Source organism: Grimontia kaedaensis (assembly GCF_023746615.1).
GTDB lineage: Bacteria > Pseudomonadota > Gammaproteobacteria > Enterobacterales > Vibrionaceae > Enterovibrio > Enterovibrio kaedaensis.
Map to the genome: position 1 here is coordinate 1,400,221 of NZ_CP082276.1, position 24,154 is coordinate 1,424,374.

Genomic DNA, 24,154 nt, shown 5'->3' on the forward strand with positions numbered 1-24,154 from the left:
AATATGGTGAGTACTTAACGGCCTAGCTGTCCAGCAAAACAATCAAAGCACAACTTTAACTTGATAGAGTGATGACTATTTTAAACTCTCTAAATGTCTGCCTTTTAAGGAAAAACAAAAAGCCGACTTAAACAATTGTTCCCCCTTTTTGACTAATCGAGAACCGTCTACTACTTTCTTGATATAAGCCTCAATAAAGAGTCAATGAATCATAATAGAAACAAATTAATCATTAGCCCTTAACACATTTTAACGTCAGACGTAGGCCACATAGCAGACGCATTGCATGTCTAGAAGTCGTGGGAAAGACGTTGAAGCTCTCCCCTTCTCCTTTTGCTTGTTTCCGAGGTTAACTGGTCATATGTTCCGAGAAGCTCCGCAAGTCCTTAACGACATTTTAAAGTGCATTCTCTGCTTACTCCTCATCACGCCTATTCACACCCACGCGGATTCAATTTCACTCACCGCCGCTGAACTGGCCAGCGATGCACAAGCAACCTACTTTGAGGGGCCAACGCTCAGTGCGGCAAACGATAACGCGTTGGAGTTTGCCGAATACAACGCAAATCAAACTGATCAACACCGTAAGAATTTTGAACGCCCCATCCTAGATGTGGGTAGTTTATCAGCTGCGCAGTATCCGCTGACCATCACGGTCAAGTGGATTGTAAAAAATAAAGCAGGTGATGCTGACCCCGCATACGGTCTTACCGATGGTAACGAGCCATTTGTTGGTTCACTATTTGCTGACAACGGCTTTTACCCGCTGGCAGAATTCGATAACTGGGCTGGCTTGGCAGCCGCAAAAGTGAGTTTTGGCAGTGAATATAATCCCGCCAGCTATGACACCACACAGTGGAATGAACTTGAACAACAGTATGTGATCCAGACAAATGGTTCATTTACCCTCGCAACAAAGGTCACACTGCTTTCGACCAATACTGAAGTATTCTCACAAGCAGCAACGGCTTCTTCTCAAAACTTTGATTTGAGTCAAAACCTACTGTTGGGCGCGACCGACGGGAACGGAGATGGTACAAGTGCTCGCTATTATTTACGCGCAGTGAACGTTGAGATTCAAACCAATTCGGCCTTTGATGGCTACGAAACCGCAGACCCCGACTTTTCAAATGGCTTTTTAAGCAGCTCTTATAATAACGAGATCTCAGACGGCGCAGGAAGTCACGCCAGAGGGTGGCTCAACTCGCCGCAAGCATGGTCAGCGGCTAGCGCAACAACGGGTGATTGGTACGGTTTTATCTTCAAAAACGGTCCGACCCGCATTTATGAGGTGGCCATTCAAGGGCGCGCTGATGGCTCAGGACAATATGTTTCACAGTTCAGGCTAGAGGGCACGAAAACTGCGGCACCGTCCACCAACACGCCAGATAATATGGCTGCGCTGAATACGTGGGCTGCAGGTGCCACTTGGCAAGACCTTGGCACGTATACGGGGGTCAGTGCGCCGTTTGGTTCAGTGACACATGATGTGAGTAACTCAGATACAGATTGGACAGCAGTGCGTTGGGTAGTATTGGGCTATACCCAATTTCCGAGTTTACGCGCAGGCGTGAAAACAAGCAATATTGCGCCAACGATCTCATTTCCTGCCAGCATGAATTTTGGCACGGGCACTGTAGCGGATCCGTTTACTCAACTTGCCGAGAGTGTGACCCGCACCCGTCCTGCAAGGGAAAGCCACTTCAGTTTAAATGGGCAAACGTTTTCCAGCTACGTCGATGCCACCGGTGATGTGTTAATTGCTCTAGACTTCCGATCTGGTAATGTCAGCCTACCAACGTCAGATGCTTTGTCTATCAATCAAAGAGGCATTTTGTCGATTGATGATTTAGCGGCGCTGAGCGATATGGATCGGACCAGGTTATCTGATTCTGTCGGTAGTTTTGATGTATCTACAACGAATGCTTTGTTAATCAAACGTGTATTGGCAGGGGAAACACTGCATCAAGGGCTCAACGACAACGCCATTAACAACGAGTGGGTTGGGACGAATTCATCTTACATCACTGTTGATGCGACTTGTAACACGCCATCAAGCATTGTACTTGCTGATAATGTGGTACATTTATGTGGTGTCAGTTCAGGCACTCACTGGATACCCTCAAGTAATCTACAAAGGCCTAGTCACGAACTTGGTCAAATTCCAGTTGGTGAATCGATCAGGCTTTGGGCCGGTGCCAGTTCAATTGTTGTTACTGCATTTGAAAGTAGTCCTATCAGTTTGTTACCGCAGGCGAGTGACGCCGAGGGAGATAATTTAACCTTTAGTATTACTAATAAACCCGGCTGGGCCAATTTTAATACTGCTACAGGGGAACTCTCCGGGACACCTAGCCAATCAGATGTGGGGAAATACGAAGATATCACGATCACTGTCACTGACGACGGCTCACCCAACTTAAGCAGCACGTTAGGCCCATTTTCGATTTACGTTGCCGACATTAATAACCCGCCTACAATCTCGGGAAGCCCAAGTACCAGCGTCGTTGAAAATATCGCATACGACTTTACCTCAACCGCCAGCGACCTGGATGGTGATGACTTGGTGTTTGGGATCACCAACAAGCCAAGCTGGGCAAGTTTCAACCACATAACAGGGCAAATTTCAGGAACGCCAGCGAGCAGCGATATTGGAAGCCATAACAATATCACAATTACGGCGGCGGAAACTGACATTGCCGCACTGTTCGATTTAACAGGCAATAACACAACTTATAAAGGGATCCAATTTCTTAATCGAAGCGAAATTCAAATCACCATGGATAATCCTTTTGGCGTTCAGGATGCTTTTGCACCATCTAAAGGCAAGGTGGACTTTTCCAGCGACTTTGTACTGGAATTTGAAGCATTACAAGGGCCAAAAGATGCAACGGGTGCGGATGGCTTTGAGTTTATTTTTCACAGTGGCGCTGATGGTACCGATAATACCGACACCTCAAACGGTATTTTCCTAGAAATTGATATTTATGATAATGGTGCGGGTTGGAATGATATTGCCGATGATCACGGTTTTATTGGCGATACCGATGAAGGAGTCACTGGCACGGTACTTTCAGGCCCCATAAGCCTTGGTAATGTCGAAGACAGTACCTACCGTACAGTGCGAATAGAATGGAATGCTACGAGCCAGACGCTCTCATATACCGTAGGTGGAATCACCGCCGGCACCTACACAAACGATCTAGTCGCCAACCACTTTAATAACCAATCATTGGTGTTTTTCACCGTTCATGCATCGACAGGTGGTTATAGCAACTTACAAAAAGTGCGATTTTCAGACTTATGCGCCTTACCTTTTGTTTACGACACCAATAACAACGGCACTATTGATGGCGCAGACAACAATCTAGAAGGGAATGGTTGCTTTACCCAGATGGTCAACCATACGGGCGTTTTGAGCAGTGCCATTGGCTCTTTTGACATCACAGTTAATGACGTTAACGATGCTCCAACGATAAGTGCACCCTTGCTTTACGGCAACGGCAGTGCGGGAAATCCATTTACTGAGTTGGCTGGTGCGAGCAGTGTTGGTACCAGCGGTGTTGGCGCCGCTGGGGTTTATCACTTTGATCTAAATGGTCAGGCTTTTTCAACATTTGTCGACCAAAATGGTTACGCCCAAGTCGCCTTGGATTTTGGAAACGGGGTGGGTGCATTACCGAAGTCTGACAGCCTGACAAATAACACACGAGGATTACTCACAGACCAGACTCTGGCTCAGCTTTCTGATACCACGCGAGTAAGAATATCATCCTCAGACGGCACGCTTGACGCCACAACCACCAATGCCTCCATCATACAGCGTGTTCTAGACTCAGAGCCCCTTCATAGGGGAGTTGATGATAATGCAATCAATGATGAGTGGACAGGGACTGGTGCCGAAGCACTGACTAATGATGCGACATGCCCATTAGCCTATACTGATACCCTCAGCTATACCGTTGCACAACTATGTGGGCAGACCGAGGGTATTTCGTGGATACCCGGAAACTCGGAACAGAAAATAAAATATTCCGCAGGCGAGATTGCTGTTGGTGAATCACTCACCATATGGGTGAGCGCTAACATGACCTTAGAGGTCCAAGAGGGTGACGCTCTCAGCTTTACTCCGACTGCTAGTGACCCAGATGCAGGCGATACCCTGACATTCAGTGTTTCAGGCGATCTGACAACGGTTGCCGATATGGCGGGGCAAGATTTAACACTCAATATTGGTGGTGCGTGGGGGCTAGGGCTCGCGGCATCGGCAAAATTTCCAGTAGACTTATCCTCAGGCGATGAGATTTGGGTGATTGGATCAGACAACGTTTTTACTAAAGCCGTTAAGCTTGAAGTGACTCAAGTAAACAATGATATCGTTTTCAGACAGACAGACGCAGGGTACGTCACTAATGCCAATTATGTTGCAGGACAAGAGTTTGATACGTTAACAGGATTTACGTCGGTCCCCACAGCTACCACCAGCTCTGAAGATGGCTATGGCGCTCACACGTTCGCTCTGAATGGCACAGCGCTAACTGACCCTAATGTGTATGTCACGGCAAACGCATCAGGCTTAGTATCCTACAAGACCTCAATCAATGGCATCATCCCCGATTGGATGTTCTTTGATGGCTCCACCGGTGAACTTTTTGGCACGCCGCTGCATGATGATGTAGGTACCTATAACAATATCCAGATCACAGTCACAGACGACGGAGATGGAGCTTTGAGTAGTTCGTTAGCGCCGTTAGATATAACCGTTACCGACATCAATAATGCCCCAACGACTTCCCAAGACTATGAGGTGATCGCAGACAGCTACATTCGAAATGGGGGCTATGCAAACAGCAACTACGGAGATTATACCTACATTGTTGTCAAGGAAGATGGTAATGGGGGCTACAACCGGAAAGGTTTTTATCGTTTTCAGTCTATCGACCCACTCGATACCGGTTTGGAGCAATCTGTTGAATTCAGAACGTCTTTAAAATCGGGGGACCCAACCTCACAAACCTTCTACTTGTACCCAACCACCGACAATACATGGACAGAAATGGGGGTTACATGGAATAACCAACCTGCAATCGGTTCACTGCTCGGATCGAACAATATTCCCGGCCAAACATTAAGTATCGATATCAGCCAACACGTGATTGATAACCCAGGCGCGACGCTATCATTCAGATTACAAGGTACAAGTGCCTTGTATTACCCTTTCGTCTCTAGAGAATACGTTCCCTTTTGGGAAATCCGCTCCACACTCAGAGTGACTCGTAATTATGCGGATATCAGCATCAACCAAAACGATGCCGCAAATATTGTATTGTCCGACCAAATATTTCATGACTTAGATGGCGATGCTTTGACACTCAGTGTGACCGGGCTGCCAGCCGGGCTCACATTTAGCAGTAATACTATATCTGGCAATACATTGGTGGTCGGCGACCACACTGTTACGGTGACTGCTACCGACCCAAGTGGTGCACAGGTGAGTACAAGTTTCACCTTAACAGTAGTCGATGTTAACTTAGCGCCAGCATTGGGTATGCCTGACTTTGCTGGTACTGGCACATCGAGTGATCCCTTTACTGAGCTGGCTGGAACTTTGAGCGTGGCCACCTCGGGTGAATATTATTTTGATATTGGAGGGCACAATTTTTCAACGTACGTGGATGATCAAGGCTACGTCATGGTTGCCAATGACTTTGGCGGCGGTAACAGTAGCTTAACACAGAGTAATACACTCACTGCTGCCAATCGCGGTTTGTTATCGACAGCAGCACTCGGACAGCTCACAGACGCACATAAAGCGCGTATTTCAGCAACAGACGGCTCAATTGATGCCACATCAACCGATGCCACCATTCTTTCCAGGATTAGGTCGGCCATTACACTCCACCAAGGGCAATCAGATAACGCAATCAATGAGACGTGGGTGGGTACAAATGCTGCTGTGTTGAGGATGGACGGACAATGTACCACAACTCACGGGACATCATTGACACATAACATTGTTCACACCTGTGGAAATGGTGGGGGAACCCACTGGATACCTGCATCAGGATTTCAACGTGTCCCGCCTACAATCGATAGTACTGATGCGTTGCGGTTGTGGGTAACTGCATACAAAGTATTCACAGTTAACGATGGAAACCTGTTTAGTCTTACACTCAATGCATCGGATATCGATACAAGCGATACGTTGACTTTCAGCATGTCGGGGGCCCCTTCCTGGTTGGGCATCAATGCAACTACCGGCGAGCTCTATGGGACACCCGCTGACAGTGATGCTGGTACCTATAACGATATTATTATTACAGTGACGGACAACGGCACACCCAACCTCAGTAGTTCCTTACAGCCCTTCGCAATTCAAGTCAACGATATCAACAATACCCCGACGATTTCAGGGACACCAAGCACCACTGTCGACGAGGGCTCTGCCTACAGCTTTTCTCCTACTGTGAGTGACCCAGATGCAGGCGACACCTTGACGTTCAGCATTTCAGGCGATCTGACAACGGTTGCCGATATGGCGGGGCAAGATTTAACACTCAATATTGGTGGTGCGTGGGGGCTAGATCTTGCCGCGGCAGTGACATTTCCAGAAGGTTTCGCATCAGGCGATCAGATTTGGGTAGTAGGGGCAGATACCAACTTCGCTAAAGCCGTCAAGCTCGAAGTCACTCAAGTTAACAACGATATAGTGTTCAAACAGACAGGCTCAGGGTTCGTCGCTACTGCTGATTATGTGGCAGGTCAGGAGTTTGACACGTTAACAGGATTTACGTCGGTCCCCACAGCTACTACCAGTTCTGAAGATGGCTATGGCGCTCACACGTTCGCCCTGAATGGCACAGCGCTAACTGACCCCAATGTGTATGTCACGGCAAACGCATCAGGCTTAGTATCTTACAAGACTTCAATCAATGGCATCATCCCCGATTGGATGTTCTTTGATGCGTCCAACGGTGAACTTTTTGGCACACCACTGCATGATGATGTAGGCATTCACACAAACATTCAAATCACAGTCACAGACGACGGAGCTGGCTCACTGAGCAGTTCGCTGACGCCATTTGATATAACGGTTACCGACATTAACAATGCCCCCACGACTTCCCAAGACTATGAGGTGATAGACGATACATACATCCAGGGTGGTGGGGCCTCTAACACTAACTTTGGTAGTGAAACCGAGATCATAGTGAAATCAGGCAGTAACACAGCTTGGCAGCGTAAAGCCTTTTACCGCTTTGAGGCGATTGAAGCGCTGGAAGCTGGCGTAACGCAGTCGGTGACGTTTCTGACTTCACTAAAAGAAGCTAATGCTGCATCAGCCTCAGAGTCGTTCCGCACCTATTCACTGGACGACGCTGTGGCTTGGACAGAAGAGAACTTGACTTGGGCTAATCGCCCGGTCTCTACAGGGGAGCTGGGACGGAGCCCTGTCCCAGACAAGCAATACAGCATTGATGTTAGTCAATATGCAATCGATAATCCAAGTACCCCATTGACCTTCTTACTACAAGTAGCAAGTAATAACCTTTACAAGCTAGTGAGCAAAGAGTTTGTACCAGCGAGGGGAGATCGCACCTACCTCTCGGTAGCTCGAAGTTACGTTGATGTGAGCATCAACCAAAACGATGCCGCGAATATTGTGTTACCCAACCAAGTATTTCATGACTTAGACGGCGATGCTTTGACACTCAGTGTGACCGGTCTGCCAGCCGGGCTCACATATAGCAGTGACACTATATCTGGCAATACATTGGTGGTCGGCGACCATACCGTTACGGTGACTGCCACCGACCCAAGTGGTGAGCAGGTGAGTACCAGCTTCGTCCTAACGGTGGTTGATATAAATTTGACACCCACTATTTCGGGCACGCCTGACACAACGATTACTGAAGGCAGTACCTACAGTTTTACGCCCACAGCGAACGATTTAGACAGCAGCGATACCTTGACTTTTAGCGTGTCGAACGCGCCAAGTTGGTCGAGCTTTAACACAGCGACCGGTGAGCTCTCTGGTACGCCACTCGACGCAGATGTGGGTACGACGAACAACATCGTAATAACAGTGACCGATGATGGTGCAGGAACGCTGAGCGCCTCTTTGCCCGCGTTTAACCTCACCGTCACGGATATCAATAATGCACCGGGGATCAGTGTGCCAGTGTCGGCGGGAAGCGGTACGGTCGGTGATCCCTTTACCGAGCTTGTCGGCGTGATGAGTGTGACCGCTGCGGGACAGTACGAATTCAACCTCGGTGGTCAAAGCTTCACCACGTACGTGGACGCGGGCGGCTATACTCTGGTCGCTAATGACTTTGGTAACGGCACAGGCGATTTGCCACAAGGCAACACACTGACGACAGGCTCTCGTGGGCTGTTGAGTACACCAGTGCTCAACGCATTAACCGATACGAATCGTGTGCGGGTGTCAACCACAGATGGCTTCCTTGATGCAACGACCACCAACACCACAATTGTTGACCGAGTGACCTCTGCAAAGACACTACACCGTGGCTTGCAAGATAACACGATTAACGATGATTGGGTGGGAACCAACGCCTTAGTACTCACCACAGATGCACCTCTAAACACTCAATATAGTCATGATTTAGCACGTAATGTTATTCATACACCGGGCGATCCTAATGCCATGGCATGGGTACCCAGTATAGGCGTTCAAAGGGCGCAACCGGGCAGTGTTCAGTTGGCCGATGACAAAGCCATTCAATTGTGGGTTAGTGGATATAAAGTGTTCAGTGTTGATGAGGGCAGCCCATTTACGCTAACAGCTTCCGCAGTCGACGCTGACCAAGCGGACACGCTAACGTTTAGCATCGCTAACGCCCCCAGTTGGACCACGTTTGATAGCGCGACAGGAGAACTCTCTGGCACACCCGCTGAAAGTGATGTGGGCACGTACGAAAATATTATTATTACCGCCACAGATAATGGCACGCCAAGCCTTAGCAGTTCACTACTGCCCTTTGCAATACAAGTTAATGATATCAACTATGCGCCTGTCATTTCAGGCACGCCGAGTACCACCGTCGCCGAAGGCGCAGCCTACAGCTTTACGCCCACAGCCAGTGATAATGATGCTGGTGATACCCTCATTTACAGCATTACCAACAAACCAGACTGGGTAGTTTTTAATACTCAAACAGGAGAGATGACAGGCAGCCCTCTCGACCAAGATGTGGGCATTCATAACGATATTACCATCACAGTAACCGATGATGGCAGCCCGGCATTAAGCTCAGCGCTTGGTCCTTTTTCCATATCCGTGACTGATACCAACAATGCACCGACATTAATTCAGGATTATGCGGTTGCAGCCGACAGTTATATCCGAGAAGGATTTCCTGACACTAACTTTGGTACCGAAGAAGAAGTGGCGATGAGAATGGCGGGCGCTCCCTACCGACGAGATGGGGTATATCAATTTCCTGTTATCGACCCCCTAGAGAGTGGTGTCACGCAGAATGTCAGTTTTATTACCGAATTAAAAACCCCAAGTGCTGCCGCTGAGTTCCTTGATTTTAGGCTCTACCCTATCGCAAGTAGCTGGACAGAAACGGGGATCACTTGGAATACACTCCCAACACCAGGTGCACTCATTGGCACAGAGCGGATCCCTCCAGGAGAAGTGCTTGATTTTGACGTTACCCAGCATGTAACCGATAACCCCGCTAACCCGTTGGCTTTCACTGTGCAAGCAAGCAACAATACCTTCTTCTCGTTTATCTCGCGTGAATACAAACGTGGCACAGTAATGCGGGTGACACGTCGCTATGCGGATGTGAGCATTAATCAAAACGATTCGGTCAACTTAGGCTTGTCAGATCAGGTCTTTACCGACCCAGACGGCGATACACTGACGCTTAGTGTCACCGGGTTGCCTACCGGGCTCGCATTTAGCGGTAATACTATATCTGGCAATACACTGGTGCTCGGTGACCACACCATCACGGTGACTGCCACTGACCCCAGTGGTGCTCAAGTGAGTACAAGTTTCACCTTAACAGTAACGGATGTAAACTTAGCGCCAACCATTTCAGGCACTCCCGGTACAACCATCGCCGAAGGCAGTAACTACAGTTTTACACCCACAGCTAACGATTTAGACGGCAGCGATACCTTAACTTTTAGTGTGTCGAATGCGCCAAGTTGGTCCAACTTTAACACTGCGACCGGTGAGCTCTCTGGTACGCCACTCGACGCAGATGTGGGCACGACGAACAACATAGTGATAACGGTGACCGATGATGGTGCAGGAACGCTGAGCGCCTCTTTGCCCGCGTTTAACCTCTCTGTCACAGACATCAATAACGCGCCAACTATCAGTGGTTCGCCTTCAACAACGATAGCCGAAGGGAGTGCGTATAGCTTTACACCCTCGGCCAATGACATTGACGCCTCTGACACACTGACCTTCAGTGTGACGGGTGCTCCAAGCTGGTTGAACATTAACCCTACAACGGGCGAGCTATCCGGTACACCGGCTGATGCAGATGTTGGAACAACAAATAATATTGTTGTGACAGTGACAGACGATGGCGCAGGCACACTGAATGCGTCACTACCGGCGTTCAATTTAACGGTCACTAATATTAATAACGCTCCCACCATTTCTGGCACCCCTGCGACAACGGTGGCTGAAGGCAGTGCCTATAGCTTTACTCCCACAAGTAGTGATGTCGATTTATCAGACACTCTAACTTTCACTGTGTTGAATAAACCTAGCTGGTTGAATATTAACTCAGCAACGGGCGAGCTCTCCGGCACACCAGCCGATGCGGATGTAGGTATCCATACGGGTATTGAGATCACAGTGACAGATGATGGTGCAGGGACATTAAGCGCCTCTTTGCCCGCGTTTAACATCACGGTCACTGATATCAACAACGCGCCAGTCATTAGCGGCACCCCCGCCACTTCAGTGGCGGAGGGTAGTCTATATTCCTTTACCCCCACGGCCAGCGATGCAGATTCATCAAACACTCTCACCTTCACTGTGGCAAATTCGCCCGGCTGGCTGAGCATTGATTCAGTCACTGGCGAGCTATCAGGCACCCCAGCGGATGCTGACGTTGCTACTTATACCGGCATTGCAGTAACCGTCACGGATAATGGTACAGGTGCCTTAAGCGCTACCCTGCCAATCTTTAGCATCACAGTCACCGACATCAACAACGCACCGGTGATTTCGGGTACTCCAGCCACGTCAGTCAATGAAGGAAACAGCTACACCTTTACACCGACAGCCAGTGACATTGATGCGGCCGATACCTTGACGTTCTCCATTACCAACAAGCCGACCTGGGCCACCTTTGACAGTGTCACCGGTACCTTGTCGGGCACTGTAACCAACGCAGACGTAGGCACTACATCCGGCATACAAATCACCGTGACCGATGACGGTCTGGGATTGCTCAATGCCACCTTACCGGCGTTCTCTATCTCTGTGGTTGACGTTAATAACGCGCCAACCATCTCAGGCTCACCACTGACCACTGTCGCTGAAGGTAGCTCTTATTCGTTCACGCCAACCACAACTGACTTGGATGGCGATACTCTGACGTTCAGCATTGTTAATCAGCCCGCCTGGGCAAACTTTAATGCGGCAACTGGGGAGCTGAGCGGGACTCCGGTAAATGCAGATGTCGGTACTGTCAGCGGGATTCAAATTACGGTCACTGACAGCGGAGCAGGGTCACTGAGCGCTACCCTGCCAGCGTTTGACCTTACCGTGACTGACATCAATAATCCGCCAACGATAACTGGTATACCCACAACCTCGGTCAATGAGGGCAGCGCATATAGCTTTACCCCTTCAGCGAATGACCTCGATGGCGATACCCTAACATTCAGCCTCACCAACAAGCCGGACTGGCTGACCTTTGATACCAGTACCGGCACCCTATCCGGCACGCCAGCGCACGCCGATGTCGGTACCATCACTGGTTTGCAACTATCCGTCAAAGACAACGGTGACGGCGAGCTCAGTGCTGCACTGGCTACCTTTAATATCACGGTGGTCGATATCAACAATGCGCCGACTATTGCAGGGACACCTTCAACCACCGCAGCAGAGGGCAGTCAATACAGCTTCACGCCAGTCGCTAACGATTTGGACAGTGACACTTTGACGTTCAGCATCGTCAACCTGCCCAGCTGGGCCAGCTTCAATACGACGACTGGTGAGCTCAGCGGTACCCCAGGCAATGCCGATGTCGGCACCACTACCGGCATTGCGATCACCGTAACTGATGACGGTGCCGGGACGCTCAGTGCCTCACTGGCGGCCTTTGACCTGACCGTCTCTGACATTAATAATCCGCCGCTCATCACTGGTACACCAACAACATCGGTGAATGAAGGTGATAACTATAGCTTTACCCCTTCGGCCAGTGATCTTGATGGCGATACCTTGACATTCAGCATCACTAACAAGCCTGATTGGCTGAGCTTCGACCCCACCACCGGGGCGATCAGCGGCACACCCACGCATAGTGATGTAGGGATTGCAGCGAGTCTCCAAATCTCTGTCAAGGACAATGGTTCTGGGGAGCTTAGCGCGGCATTGCCTACCTTTAATATCACTGTGGTCGATATCAATAACGCCCCCACGATTGCAGGGACACCACCCACCAGCGTAGATGAAGGCAGCACTTATAGTTTCACCCCCGTTACTGCCGATCTGGATTCAGATACCCTAACATTCAACATTGTTAATCAACCCGGCTGGGCAAGTTTTAACGCGGCGACTGGCGAGCTCAGCGGTATACCGGGCAACAGCGATGTTGGAACCACATCAGGCATTGTTATCACAGTAACGGATGATGGAACAGGCACCCTCAGTGCTAGTTTACCTGCGTTTGATCTCACTGTTTCGGATATCAACAATCCGCCTATTATCAGTGGAACGCCAGCCACGTCAGTCAATGAAGGTGACAGCTATAGCTTTACCCCGACGGCGAGCGATCTGGATGGTGACTCCCTCATATTCAGTGTCATCAATAAGCCTGATTGGCTAAGCTTTGACACCAACACCGGGGCACTGACCGGCACGCCCGCGGATAGTCACGTAGGGCTGGCCACGGGCATTCAAATCTCTGTCAAGGACAATGGTGCGGGTGAGCTGAGTGCATCTCTCGCGACGTTCAACATTACCGTCGTTGACATTAACAATGCCCCGGTACTCTCAGGCACTCCAGCAACTACCGTCGAGGAAGGTAGCCTATACCGCTTTACGCCTGTGACCACAGATCTGGATGGTGACACCCTAACATTCAGCATTACCAACAAACCAAGCTGGGCAAGTTTTGACACGGCCACCGGCGAGCTGAGTGGCACGCCCGCTGACGCGGATGTTGGCACCACCAGCGGGATCCTTATCTCCGTCATCGATGACGGAGCTGGAACCCTGAGTGCCACGCTGCCAAGCTTCAATATCACTGTCTCCGACATCAACAACCCACCGACCATCAGTGGCACTCCCGTGACATCGGTGAATGAGGGAGACAGCTACAGTTTCATCCCCGCCGTTGCCGATCTCGATGGGGACACACTGACCTTCAGTGTGATAAATAAACCGAACTGGCTTACCCTCAACACCAGTACCGGTGAGTTGTCCGGCACGCCGCTGGATGCAGATGTAGGAATAAGTGCGGGCATTCAGATTGTCGTGACGGACGACGGCGTGGGGAGCTTAAGTGCGCAGCTTGCACCTTTCAGCCTGACCGTAGTTGATACCAATACAACACCAATCCTGTCAGGTACGCCCACGACCAGCGTCAATGAGGGGACACCCTACAGCTTCATACCGACCGCTACGGATGGGGACACTGACACCCTGACATTCAGCATTGTCAATCAACCCAGCTGGCTGACCTTTGATTCAGCAACCGGTGAATTAAGCGGTACCCCCCTTCATGCCGACGTGGGCACCACATCTGGCATTACGATTACTGTGACGGATGATGGTATCGGCACTTTGAGTGCTACGTTGACACCTTTCAGCATCACGGTGAACGACATCAATAATCCACCGGTCATCACCGGCGTCCCAGCCGTTAGCATTGCAGAAGGTAACAGCTACAGTTTTACCCCTTCCGCCAGTGATCTCGATGGCGATACCCTGACCTTCAGCATCGCCAACTTACCGGGTTGGATGAGCTTCGATAACACCTCAGGGGCCTTGACCGGGACACCGCTCAATGCCGATGTTGGCACGTACGCTAACATTCAGATTTCGGTCACGGACAATGGCACAGGCGCCCTCAGTGACGCCCTGCCTGCCTTCACGCTGACCGTAACCGACGTGAATAATGCACCTAAGATCACGGGTAACCCCGCTAATACCGTTGACGAAGGGACAAACTACACATTTACCCCCACTATCGATGAACTGGACGGCGATAATGTCATCTTCAGCATTATTAACCAGCCTGCGTGGATGACCTTTGATACTGTCACCGGTCAGCTCAGTGGCACGCCTGCTCATGCCGATGTTGGGACCTATACAAACATTCAGATCACCGTGACAGAAACGACACCTCAAGGCCTGAGTGACACGTTGCCTGCCTTTGACATTATCGTAGTCGACGTTAACAACGCTCCATCCATTGCTGGCACCCCTGCGACTCAGGTGAATGAAGGGTCACCTTATGCCTTCTCACCCTCAGCATCAGATTTGGACGGTGATACGCTGACCTTTACCATCAACAACAAGCCAGTCTGGGCAAGTTTTAACAGTACAACGGGGGCACTGAGTGGCACCCCACAAAACGGGGATGTCGGTATCACGACGGGTATTGAAATTCTGGTGACAGACAATGGCGCGGGTAATCTCAGCCAAGCGCTTCCCCTTTTCAACATCACAGTCAACGACATCAATAATCCCCCTGTGATTAACTACCCAACGCTCAATGGTAATGGAACGGCCTCTCTCCCATTCACTACATTGCTCGGAGCCCGTCAGGTCAGCACAGACGGTATCTATCACTTCGATTTAAATGGGGAGACCTTCTCCAGCTACGTCGATGCACAGGGTTACGTTCTGGTGGCAATAGACTACGGTAATGGCAGCGGCAACTTGCCCCGCTCTGCCAGTCTGGATACGGCGGCACGCGGCCTGCTGAGCGCGCCGGTGCTGGCGGCTTTGTCCGAAGCCACAGAAATCCGTGTCTCTTCATCGGATAACACCTTAGATGCGGTCACGAACGATCAAAGTATGCTGGATAAATTACTGGCAGGAGAAACCTTGCACGCCGGTATTGATGACAACGTAGCCAATGACACCTGGACAGGCGCGAGCGCCGATGCCCTGACCGTGGACGCAACATGCATGTCCTCCAATGGCAACTTGCTGGAGGAAAATGTGTTCGATGTGTGTGGTGCGAACAGCGGATCACAGTGGATACTGGGCACATCCGATACGCAACGTATAAGACAAAATGCCGGCGATATTGCAGACAACGAGTATCTGGCACTTTGGGTACGTATGGATAACACCTTGGTGGTGAATGAAGGCGATCTGTTTAGCTTTACCCCAGCAGCCAGCGATCTTGATGCCGACGGTCTCACCTTCAGTGTTACTAACCCACCTTCCTGGGCCTCATTTGACGCTGCAACTGGTCAATTAAGTGGCACACCGGTTCATGCGGATGTTGGCACCTCGGCGAACATCACAATCACCGTCACGGATGATGGCACTGGTAGCCTGAGTGATACTCTGATGGCCTTCAGTGTCCAGGTAATGGATGTGAACAACGCCCCCGTCATCAGCGGGACACCGACGACGACTGTAAACGAGGGGCAGGCTTACAGCTTCACCCCAACAGCCTCGGATGATGACGGTGATACCCTGACCTATAGTATTGCTAATAAGCCAAGCTGGGTAACCTTCGATCCGAATACGGGCAACCTCAGCGGGACCCCGGATAATGCCGATGTCGGTGTCACTACTGGTATACAAATCACCGTCACCGACGACGGGGATGGGCTTCTCGCTGATACCTTACCTGCTTTTAACCTCACCGTCGTCGATATCAACAACGCGCCGTCTATTTCGGGTACCCCAGAAACAACAATCAACGAAGGGGGCTTCTACAGTTTCACCCCCACAACGGCAGATGCTGACGGTGATAGCCTTACTTTCAACATTACCAACCAACCTACATGGTTAAACTTTGATACCACGACAGGCGCACTGACTGGTTCACCAGCACATGCCGATGTCGGTACGGTCAATGCCATTGAAATCACCGTGACCGATGACGGTGTCGGCGCGCTCAGTGCCACACTACCCACGTTTAACATCACAGTGAGTGATATCAACAATGCGCCATTGATCACAGGAGCACCGCTGACCAGTGTTTTAGAGGGGGTAAGCTATACCTTCACGCCGACTACCAGTGATCTTGATAGTGACAACCTCAGCTTCAGCATTATCAATCAGCCTGCTTGGGCGAGCTTTGATACCACCACCGGCGAGCTGTCAGGCATACCTCGCCATCAGGATGTGGGCATCACCACAGGTATTCAAATTATGGTGACAGACGATGGTGCTGGTACACTCAGCAGTGCCCTGCCTCCATTCAGCCTTAGCGTGATAGATGTCAACAACGCGCCCACCATCACTGGCACACCCACGTCTTCGGTGTTGGAAGGTAACAGCTACTACTTCACTCCAACGGTGAGCGATGCTGACGGTGACGCGCTGAGCTTCTCGGTGACCAACAAACCCGCCTGGGCAACATTTAATGCGGCCACCGGTGAACTGAGTGGTACGCCGCTTCATGCAGATGTTGGTACAACCTCTGGCATACAGATAACGGTCACAGACAATGGTGTGGGATCATTGAGTGCCGCGTTGGCGACCTTTGATCTTACGGTCATCGACGTAAACAACCCACCAGTGATTGGTGGCACGCCTTTAAACACTGTCAACGAAGGCAGCCCATACACCTTCACACCGACCGTGTCCGACCTTGACGGTGACACTGTAACTTTCAGTATCACTAATAAGCCAAGCTGGCTGAATTTTGATGCGTCTACCGGCACACTCAGCGGTATACCAGCGCATAAGGATGTCGGTACCAGCGCTGGTATCCAACTGACGGCAACTGATGATGGCACAGGCACACTCAGCAGCACGCTAACCACTTTCGCCATTACTGTGATTGATATCAATAATATTCCAACGATATCAGGCACACCTGGCACCTCAGTACTAGAGGGTAATGCCTACACGTTCACCCCTTCCACCTCTGATTTGGACGGAGATACGCTGTCATTTAGCATCTCCAACAAACCAGCCTGGGCAGCGTTCAATACCACCACGGGTTCCCTGACAGGCACACCCGTCCATGCTGATGTCGGCACTACGTCAGGGATCACGATCACCGTGACTGACAACTACAATGGTGCATCGGTCGCGGTGCTCGCACCGTTTGATCTGACGGTGATTGATATCAACAATACCCCCATCATCTCCGGCACGCCGTCTACGGTTTTGGATGAAGGGAATAGCTATTACTTTGCCCCAACAGCCTCAGACCCAGATAGTGACACCCTGACCTTCAGCATCATCAATAAGCCAGCATGGGCGACCTTTGAAGCAGCGACTGGAGCCCTATATGGGATCCCTATGCATGCCGATGTGGGGATTCACACGGGTATTCAGATCATTGTGACGGACAATGGCATCGGCACCCTCAGCGCCTCACTGGCCTCATTTAACATCACAGTCAATGATGTGAATAATGCACCCAGTATTTCAGGAAGCCCACTGCCGACTGTTTCGGAGGGTAACGATTATAATTTCACTCCGATCAGCAGTGATCTGGACAACGATGTGTTGACGTTCAGTGTTGTCAACCTCCCAAGCTGGGCCTCTTTCGACACTACAACGGGTAGACTGTTCGGTACCCCTTCACAAACGGATGCAGGCCTCTATGGCGGGATCGTCATCAGCGTAAGTGATGGCCTGCTGTCGAATGCTTTGCCGTCATTTGATATCAATGTGAAAGGTGTCAATACTCCGCCTATCGCCAACGCCATGGCTATCACACTCAATGAAGATACGGCAGCTATCTTTGACGCTGACGTGGTGGACGCAGATAACGATGTGCTTACTCTTCAAGTCATAGAGGAGCCTATTAATGGGACGATTAGCGTCTCAGGTAGAGAATTTACGTATCAACCAGACGCAGAGTATTTTGGTAATGACACTTTCCGTTTTGTCGTCACAGACGGTGAAATTGTCTCGGACGCTGCCACCGTCTCTCTCACTATTACTGCCGTGAACGATCCCCCGGTGGCGAACGATGATGTATTGGTCGTCTCCAGAAGCTTGGCTGGTGTCTATGTCCTTGACGTTTTGGCTAATGACACCGATGTCGAAGACGGTACGCCGGAATTGATCAATGTCAGTTCCAATGAAGGTACGGTTGTCATTGTGGACGGTAAGATCACCCTCACCACAAACGCATCAAATGGCGCTGAGATCACTCTCGACTATCTCGTGGCGGATAGCGAAGGCGATCAGGACAGTGCAGCAGCGCTGGTGACCGTCACGGGAGAAATTGCTGGAGAGCCTAACATTACCGCACCGGCGCCTGTCACCCTTCAAGCAACTGGCCTTTACACCTTTGCCGATCTCGGGTTTGCCACTGCCACGGATGAATATGGTAACCGCTTACAGGTCGAGCTCATTGGTCGCCCCTACTTTAAGCCGGGGAATAACAAGGCATATTGGCAAGCTACTGACTATCAAAATCGTACCGTCACGGGCACTCAGGATGTGACCGTTTTCCCTATCGTCTCTTTGGGCGCTGATATCGAGGCTGCCGAGGGGAATACGGTTGAACTGACGGCATATCTCAATGGCGACTCACCGGTCTACCCTGTGATTGTGCCCTTCACCGTCTCCGGCACCGCCGATGGTAGCGACCATACCCTTGAGTCCGGCGACATTATTATAGAATCCGGGCACTCAGGGAGCATCACGTTCCAGTTGATCGAAGACAGCACCAGTGAATCAACCGAGCAGATTGATATTCAGCTGAGCGACACCCTCAATCTTGTGGACGATGGGCACCTTACTGTCTTTATTACGGATGACAATTTGCCACCGTCGGTAAACACTGTGGTTGAACAGAGCGGTCAGGCCAGAAATTTGATCCTGAGAACAGGTGCTCTCGCCACTATCAAGGCATTAGCGACAGATGCCAACCAAGGAGACACGCTCTCTTACTCTTGGACAAACAACAACAGTGAGTTCAGTAACCAATCCAGTAATGATGAGGAATTTGTATTTTCGCCCCTGTCGGTTCCAACAGGCGTATACCGTGTTGATGTTACGGTAACTGACGATGCTGCGATACAGGGATCAGTGAGTCGAATCATACTGTTTGAAGTCGTAGATGTTCTTCCGACACTTGACCAAGGAGACAGCGATGGCGACTTAATACCCGATAATGCTGAAGGATTGACGGATGGCGATGGCGATGGCATTCCAGATTATCTTGACCCAATTGCTGACTGTAATGTGATACAGGAAGTCATCCAGACCAATACGCAATATCTGGTTGAGACAGACCCTGGTACCTGCATTCAAAAAGGCATTGTCGCCATGCAAGCCCAATCAGGTGGGTTGAAAATAGACGCAACGGAGGTCATCGCTGACACAGCCGTAACAAACATTGGTGGCCTGTTTGACTTTATCACGTCCGGCATGGAATCAGAGGGAGACAGCATCACCATTGTGGTACCTCAAGTTTCCCCTATACCGGGTAACGCAGTTTACAGGAAGTTGGTCAATGGAAGTTGGACCGATTTTGTGGAAGGTCCACATGATACCCTTTCTTCAGCGCCGGGGGCTGAAGGTTTCTGCCCAGCTGTGAACAGCACGGTCTGGCAGACGGGCTTAAACGTGGGTCATTGGTGTGTGAAGCTGATGATCAAAGACGGAGGCACGAATGATGAAGACGGGATTGAAAACAGGAGTGTTCAAGATCCTGGCGGGGTAGGTGTCCCTATCACCGGGAACAATTCCCCTATCGCTAATGATGACAACATCTCACTCCCTGAGGGCACTCCACATTCCATCGATGTGCTTGCCAATGACACTGACCCGGACAACGATAGTCTGAACCTAATCTCTGCTACTGCGAGCCTAGGTACAGTGAGCATCATATCGAACCAGCTCTATTTCGAAGGGCCTGAGAATTACTTTGGCATGATTACTATTACCTATATCATTGAGGATTCCTTCGGGGCGACAGATTTCGGCCATGTGAATCTAACGCAGTTTATCAACAATGCACCGACCTTGATTGACGATGAGGTTTCCATGGACGGCACTGGCTCTATCACAGCGAATGTGTTGTCCAATGACTTCGATGCCGATGGTGATCCTATCACGCTGCTCAACTCTTCGGCCGAAAATGGAAGCGTGTCGGTCAGTGAAGCGGGCGATATTACGTATACACCGAATGCCGGCTTTGTGGGTGTCGATCGAGTGACGTATTCTGCCAGAGATGACAAACAGGCTGCTGCTCAAGCTACACTATTTGTGAATGTTACAGAGGATTGCAGTTGCTCAGCCGGTGCACTAAACCCCATTCATCTCCTGATGCTGCTCACACTAACCGCAATTATCAGAAGGAGAGTGATGGTGGTGAGAAGAAGCTGAATCAGCAAAAGAAATCGATCCTTGGGTCCCAAGTGTCAACCTTGTTGTGGGGGACCCAAGATCAGTTTCACTCGATGGAGCAACATCGAAAGTCGGTTGCTCTTTTCAAGATTTTGGTGGAATAAGCCGGTAACACTTTATCAATGTTCCAGCTTGGATTAGTCGCCTATCATCACCCTTGGAAGGTGCCAGTCTTAGTTGAATCGGTCGCCTCACCCAATTTCGGGTCAGAACCAAAACGGTTGCTGCCTTTGGTGCCATCGAAGGCATTCAGCACCAGCAATGCAATCACGCCAAACGGCAAAATACCGATCAATGCCCACCAGCCCGCGCGATCTGTATCGTGAAGACGGCGCACAGTGACTGCCAGTGTCGGAATAAATACCGCTATCGCGTATAGCGTTCCCACTGAACCAATGCCGATATCAGGGTTAAATGTGCCCAAAGCCTGATCCACAAACGCAAGTGCAAAAGTGAACAACATGTTGAACGCCAAAAACATCCAGTATTCTTTGCGGCGCGCGCGGCCTTTGAAATTCGCGTATTGTTTCAACACGCCGATATACCAATTCATGGTTCTCTCCGAGTAATAAGCCAGCGGAAATTGCGGCCCTCTGGCAAAAAATCAGTGCTTATTTTAACAAAATATCTAACGCATTGAACAATCTGACACAGTGAGTGAAGGCACATTGCTGACGCTGAGTTGTTGCATGTTGTTTAACAAGCTGACTAACTGAATGACTCAGAGCCTTTTTTCATCAAAGGGATATGGAAAAGCATCACTCATCTTCATCAATGACCTGGTTTCCAATTCTTCTCGCGGTTATCGCTACCATGAGCTGGGCGGGTAACATTACGCTGGCAAAGCTGGTCAATGAATCCATTCCGCCAATAGGTCTCGCCTTCTGGCGCTGGACAGTCGCCTCGCTGATTCTGTCTCCGTTTGTGTTGCGCCCAATGCATGAACAATGGCCACTGTTCAAAGCCAATGCATCGTTGATGGTGCTTTTGGCACTCTTCGGTGTCGCGGGTTACAACACGCTGGTATACATTGCATTAGAAAACACCCTATCCACCAACGTGGTGATCTTGCAATCTTCTTCACCGTTGTGGATTCTCTTGGTGCAGTTCCTGCTCTTTCGCAAACTCACGACCATCAAGCAAGCTTTCGCAATTTCGGTGTCCGCCATTGGTGTGCTGCTTATCATCACCAAAGGTCAGCTGGTGACTAATTTCACTATCGGCAACAGTGAGCTTATTGCTCTTTTCGCGATTCTGGTATGGGCGACCTATTCCGTGTTGGTACAAAATTTACCCGAGGCTCTGAAAGGTCTCCCCATGCTGGGTTATACCGTGTTTCTAGGGAACCTAATACTGCTGCCTTTCTATCTTGCTGAATCGCTGTGGTTTGAGACTATGCCTCTCACCAAAGAAAGCCTCGCCATCTCTCTCTACACCGGTATTTTCGCATCCGGTATCGCCTTCTTTTGTTGGAATGCAGCCGTGCAGAAAATGGGAGCAGCAACCACTGGGCAATTTATGCATTTGATACCGGTATTTGGGCTAATTTTTTCCATGCTACTGCTTGGAGAGAGGTTGGAATATTATCACTGGTTGGGAATTGGCTTTATCGTCACTGGCATCGTCTTGGCCAATCTCTCAGTCGACCGCAATCAAGTAGAGACAAAAAAAGCGCCCTAGCAGAGGGCGTATCAACTAGATGGATAGAAAAATTGAGAGTGAAAACCTGTGTACTCTCAAACAACAGCGCCGCAGTCAGTTGGTGGTGGTACTCGGCGCTGTAAATGAACCAAAGCAGAAGATTTTTGAGAAAAGAGTTTGCTCCTTTTGGGAAACATGGATGTCTCCCAACAGTGGCGACAAGGATAAAGAACAAACTGAAACTTAAATAGAGGATATTTAAGGGATAGTTTGTTCGATAAATTAGAACAATAGGGATGTTATGAAACTGCAGTACCTGAAAGGACTCACGATATTCGCCACAGTGGCCGACCAAGGTAGCTTCTCCGCAGCTGCAAAGTTCTTACGTATTAACCGCTCCGCTGTCAGTGAGCAAATCCGTAACTTGGAGAGCTCTTTGGGTGTTCGCCTCATTCAAAGAACAACACGGCAACTGTCTTTGACGGTTGATGGACAGGCGCTATATCCGTCTGCAAAAGCGATCGCACAAGGATTGGCAGAAGCGGAAGAAAATCTCAATCATAACAAACCGGAAGGAACAATACGGATCACAGCACCACATGACTTTGCCGTCACTTGGCTGCTTCCAAAAATTCATATTTTCAAGAAGCTACACCCCCAAATCCAGTTAGACTACATTCTCTCTTTCGACAAAATTGATATCGTCAAAGAAGGGATTGATCTGGCACTTCGCGTGTCCCACATTGAAGAAGAAGGCTACATAGCCAGACCCTTGTTTCCGGACAAGATTGGCCTTTACTGTTCACCAGCACTCATCAACGAAATGGGTCAAACACCAACCATTGATAATATTTCTTCTTTTCCTTGGATACTTTATGGTGCTTTGGCACCCAATAATGTCATTCCTCTTTCCAATGGTTCTTGCAATATCTCGCTGCAACCTGAAAATTTTGACAAAACCAACTCACCGACTCTAATGAGGGAGATCATTCTTGATGGCAAAGCCGTTGGCTTTCAGCGGGAAAGAGCAATGATCGAAAAAGTAGAAACAGGACAGGTGGTTCATATTTTGCCTGAATGGTACCAACGGGACATTTGCTGTCACCTGCTTTATCCATCCAGAAAGAATTTGTCTCTAAGAACGCGGCTTTTAATTGAGTATCTCTTGGAATATGCAGAGTGATAGCGTTTCGCTATAGTATCGGTCTCTCTGCCAGTTAATAATATCTCTATGCTGTTTATTTCTCACAACGTTACTATCCCCGATGACGAGATTGATATCTCGTATATCCGCGCGCAAGGCGCTGGTGGACAGAACGTCAACAAAGTATCCTCAGCGGTGCATCTTCGCTTTGATGTGCAGGCATCGTCGCTGCCAGATTTTTACAAGGAACGTTTGCTGGCACTGAAAGACAGCCGCCTGACCAAAGACGGCGTCATCGTGATCAAAGGTCAGCAGTTCAGAACACAAGAGAAGAACCGTGAAGATGCACTGCAGCGCCTCCAGGAACTGATCAAAAGTGTCGCTATTGTGCAGAAAGCCCGCCGTGCTACTAAGCCGACCAAGTCTTCGCAAAGAAAGCGCGTGGATAGTAAAACCCAACGCGGTAAGACCAAATCACTTCGCGGCAAAGTACAGTTCTGATCTTGTCTACTCCTTCTAAGTCATTGGCCTAATGTCACATTACTCAGCCCATTCCTTACGTCAGGCTTGTTTGCAGTGACGTCTTGTTGTGCAATCAAAGCACAACAAAAAAAGGAGGACCACAA

6 protein-coding genes and 1 pseudogene are annotated in these 24,154 nt (G+C 49.8%); 6 read left to right on the forward strand and 1 reads right to left on the reverse strand.

Annotated elements, in window-relative coordinates:
* The first annotated feature begins 361 nt into the window (after window positions 1-361).
* On the forward strand, window positions 362-20,722 hold the full coding sequence (locus K6Q96_RS23220; RefSeq protein WP_251880553.1) for a putative Ig domain-containing protein: 20,361 nt from the start codon (window positions 362-364) through the stop codon (window positions 20,720-20,722).
* 172 nt (window positions 20,723-20,894) lie between these two features.
* Here K6Q96_RS23220 and K6Q96_RS23225 read toward each other — a convergent pair whose 3' ends face one another.
* Window positions 20,895-21,296 carry a DUF805 domain-containing protein gene (locus tag K6Q96_RS23225; RefSeq protein ID WP_251880555.1) on the reverse strand — a complete coding sequence of 134 codons (402 nt, stop codon included), beginning with the start codon at window positions 21,294-21,296 and terminating at the stop codon, window positions 20,895-20,897.
* A gap of 194 nt (window positions 21,297-21,490) precedes the next feature.
* On the opposite strand from K6Q96_RS23225, the gene K6Q96_RS23230 reads away from it, so the two are divergent.
* The 5 genes and pseudogenes from K6Q96_RS23230 to arfB all read left to right on the forward strand — a co-directional run bounded on the left by K6Q96_RS23230 (window position 21,491) and on the right by arfB (window position 24,029).
* A complete protein-coding gene (locus K6Q96_RS23230; protein ID WP_251880557.1) occupies window positions 21,491-22,423 on the forward strand; it encodes a DMT family transporter in 933 nt (310 codons plus the stop codon).
* Between the two features lie 19 nt (window positions 22,424-22,442).
* Complete coding sequence (locus tag K6Q96_RS23235) at window positions 22,443-22,631, forward strand: hypothetical protein (RefSeq protein ID WP_251880559.1); 189 nt, start codon at window positions 22,443-22,445, stop codon at window positions 22,629-22,631.
* A 54-nt stretch (window positions 22,632-22,685) separates the two neighbouring features.
* A pseudogene (locus K6Q96_RS24970) lies at window positions 22,686-22,820 on the forward strand (LysR family transcriptional regulator); the annotation flags it as partial.
* A complete protein-coding gene (locus K6Q96_RS23240; RefSeq protein WP_251880561.1) occupies window positions 22,821-23,567 on the forward strand; it encodes a substrate binding domain-containing protein in 747 nt (248 codons plus the stop codon). It abuts the pseudogene before it with no gap.
* Between the two features lie 48 nt (window positions 23,568-23,615).
* On the forward strand, window positions 23,616-24,029 hold the full coding sequence (arfB, locus tag K6Q96_RS23245; protein WP_251880563.1) for an alternative ribosome rescue aminoacyl-tRNA hydrolase ArfB: 414 nt from the start codon (window positions 23,616-23,618) through the stop codon (window positions 24,027-24,029).
* The last annotated feature ends 125 nt before the right edge of the window (window positions 24,030-24,154 follow it).

Bases quoted from the DNA above. Each gene is read 5' to 3' on its own strand.
- K6Q96_RS23230 (WP_251880557.1), top strand. From the start codon at position 21,491: ATGGAAAAGCATCACTCATCTTCATCAATGACCTGGTTTCCAATTCTT.
- arfB (WP_251880563.1), top strand. From the start codon at position 23,616: ATGCTGTTTATTTCTCACAACGTTACTATCCCCGATGACGAGATTGAT.
- K6Q96_RS23235 (WP_251880559.1), top strand. From the start codon at position 22,443: ATGGATAGAAAAATTGAGAGTGAAAACCTGTGTACTCTCAAACAACAG.
- K6Q96_RS23225 (WP_251880555.1), bottom strand. From the start codon at position 21,296: ATGAATTGGTATATCGGCGTGTTGAAACAATACGCGAATTTCAAAGGC.
- K6Q96_RS23220 (WP_251880553.1), top strand. From the start codon at position 362: ATGTTCCGAGAAGCTCCGCAAGTCCTTAACGACATTTTAAAGTGCATT.